Source organism: Rhizobacter sp. P3_B12 (assembly GCF_056402895.1).
Map to the genome: position 1 here is coordinate 1 of NZ_JBFUGN010000921.1, position 2,459 is coordinate 2,459.

The 2,459-nt window shown below is 68.5% G+C and carries 5 protein-coding genes; 3 read left to right on the forward strand and 2 right to left on the reverse strand.

Going from position 1 to position 2,459, the window contains the following annotated elements; translation table 11 throughout:
• Both xseA and AC1D01_RS30080 read right to left on the reverse strand, forming a co-directional pair.
• Nucleotides 1-555 (reverse strand): exodeoxyribonuclease VII large subunit (gene xseA, locus AC1D01_RS30075; protein WP_477872962.1); only part of this gene is annotated, 555 nt, incomplete at its 3' end.
• Nucleotides 548-682, reverse strand: coding sequence for a hypothetical protein (locus tag AC1D01_RS30080; RefSeq protein ID WP_477872964.1), 135 nt, complete (start codon nt 680-682; stop codon nt 548-550). The genes AC1D01_RS30080 and xseA, both read right to left, overlap by 8 nt.
• A gap of 318 nt (nt 683-1,000) precedes the next feature.
• Between AC1D01_RS30080 and AC1D01_RS30085 the strand changes: the two genes are divergently transcribed.
• The 3 genes from AC1D01_RS30085 to AC1D01_RS30095 are packed head-to-tail and all read left to right on the forward strand — an operon-like array spanning nt 1,001 to nt 2,369.
• The gene (locus AC1D01_RS30085) at nt 1,001-1,636 is read left to right on the forward strand and encodes a MotA/TolQ/ExbB proton channel family protein (RefSeq protein ID WP_047508839.1); all 636 of its coding nucleotides are present in this window, start codon (nt 1,001-1,003) and stop codon (nt 1,634-1,636) included.
• A 12-nt stretch (nt 1,637-1,648) separates the two neighbouring features.
• Nucleotides 1,649-2,077, forward strand: coding sequence for an ExbD/TolR family protein (locus tag AC1D01_RS30090; protein ID WP_477872966.1), 429 nt, complete (start codon nt 1,649-1,651; stop codon nt 2,075-2,077).
• Between the two features lie 19 nt (nt 2,078-2,096).
• On the forward strand, nt 2,097-2,369 hold the full coding sequence (locus AC1D01_RS30095) for a tetraacyldisaccharide 4'-kinase (RefSeq protein WP_477872968.1): 273 nt from the start codon (nt 2,097-2,099) through the stop codon (nt 2,367-2,369).
• Nucleotides 2,370-2,459 lie beyond the last annotated feature (90 nt).

The window sequence follows — 2,459 nt, forward strand, 5'->3', positions numbered from 1 at the left end:
GCCCTGCACCAGGCTCGGGTAGACGACGACGGCGACATGCGGCGCGCGCCGGGCCAGCGTGGTCAGCACATCGTGCAGCGCGGCGCCCGACGTCGAGGTGACGACACCGAGCCGGCGCGGAAACCGCGGCAGCTCGCGCTTGCGCACTGGATCGAACAGCCCCTCGGCCTCGAGCCGCGCCTTCAGCCGCAGGAATTGCTCGTACMGCGCACCGGCGCCGGCCTGCTGCATCGATTCGACGACGAACTGCAGTTCGCCGCGCGGTTCGTAGACCGCGAGCCGCCCGCGCACCTCGACGCGCTGCCCGTCGACCGGGTTGAAGCCCACCAGGCTCGCCGCGCGCCGGAACATCGCGCAGCGGATCGCCGCCTGCTGCCCGTCCGCATCCTTCAGGCTGAAGTAGCAATGCCCGCTGGCCGCACGCGAGAAGCCCGACAGCTCGCCCTGCACGACACAGGCGCTGAAGCGCGCCGCCAGCGCGTCCGACACCGCGTTGACCAGCCCCGCGACGCTCCAGACCAGGCGCTCGCCCCGCCCCGCCGAGCGCTCAAACATGTGCAAACCCAGCGTTCATGCGGGTCGAGAACTCCACAAGCCCGCCAATCAAGGGCTGGCGGCGCGATTCGGCTGTCATGCCGCATTCACAATCGCCCAAGTCATTGATTTTCAACGTTTTTTTCATGCTTAAAGATTGAGCAATCTGTGGCAGAGCCTGAATTGGCGCGGCTTTGGCGCGTTCGACCCACGGTTGCCCACAAAGTTATCCACAGTTGCGGTGGACTCGGGATGTAGTCGGCCGGCACTACATCGACTCGCTGGGTCGGACCGCGGCCGGCAAACAAGCGGTTGCCTTGCCGATGTGCGTGGCGGGGCTGCCTTGGGGTCATAATCGCGCGTCCAAAAATGAGACCGCACGGGACCGCCTGGTCCGGCCGTCGATCGCGCCGTCGGTTGCAACTTCTGCGCACCACCGCACCCCACCATTGCTGAGAGGACCGGATTGTTTTCGATCATACAAGCCGCTGGCTGGCCGATCTGGCCCTTGCTCCTGTGTTCCATCATTGCGCTCGCGCTGATCATCGAGCGCCTGTCCAGCCTGCGGGTCGCGCGCATCGCGCCGCCCCGGTTGCTCGATGAAGTGATCTCGGTCACCCGCGCCCACCTGCCGGCCGCCGACGTCGTCAACAAGCTGGCCGACAACTCGCTGCTCGGCCAGGTGCTCGCCACCGGCCTGAGGGCGATCATCGCCGACCCGCGCATCTCGCACGACAACCTGCACGGCGCGTTCGAATCCGCCGGCCGCAGCGCGGTGCACAAGATGGAGCGCTTCCTGAACACGCTGGGCACCATCGCCTCGGCCGCGCCGCTGCTGGGCCTGATGGGCACGGTGATCGGCATGATCGAGATCTTCGGCTCGCAGGCGCCCACCGGCGGCAGCAACCCGGCGCTGCTGGCGCACGGCATCTCGGTCGCGCTGTACAACACCGCGTTCGGCCTGATGATCGCGATCCCGTCGCTGATCGCGTACCGCTATTTCCGGGGCCTGATCGATGCGTACACGCTCGAGATGGAACAAGCCGCCGAGCGCATGGTGCCGCACCTGATGCGCTTCACCGCGGTGCGCAAGGCAGGCTGAAGGGCGATGGCGATGAAGTTCCGCAAGCACCACCCCGAAGAACCCGAGATCAACCTGATCCCGTTCATCGACGTGCTGCTGGTCGTCCTGATCTTCCTGATGCTGTCGACCACCTACTCGAAGTTCACCGAGCTGCAGATCAGCCTGCCGGTGGCCGATGCCGACAAGCCGCGCGAGAACAACAAGGAAGTGATCGTCGCGATCTCGGCGGAAGGCCGCTATGCGGTCAACCGCAAGACGCTCGACGGCCGCAGCGTCGACATGCTGACCGCCGAGCTGCTGTCGGCATCCGCCGGCGCGAAGGACGCGATCATCATCGTCTCGGCCGATGCGGCGTCGTCGCACCAGTCCGTCATCACGGTGATGGACGCCGCACGCCGCGCGGGCCTCGCGCGGCTGACCTTTGCGGCGCAGACCTCGCAGGGCGGCGACGGCCGCTGAGCGGCTGCGCGCCGGCCCCGTGTCGTTCTCCCTCCGACTGCAGCGCGCCTGGCTCGCGCGCGGCGCGCTCGCGTGGGCGCTGCGCCCGCTGGCCGGGCTGTACGCTGCCATCGTCGCGCTGCGCGGTTTCGCGTTCCGGGCCGGCTGGCTGCGCATCGAGCGCCTGCCGGTGCCGGTGATCGTCGTCGGCAACCTGATCGCCGGCGGCGCCGGCAAGACACCCACCTGCCTGGCCGTGGTCGAGCTGCTGCGGCGGCACGGCTGGACGCMGGGCACCGTGTCGCGCGGCTAAGGCGGCAACGCCGGTGWCGACATCGTGCTGGTGACGCCCGACACGCCGGCCGGCGCCTGCGGCGACGAGCCGCTGCTGATGCAGCGCCGC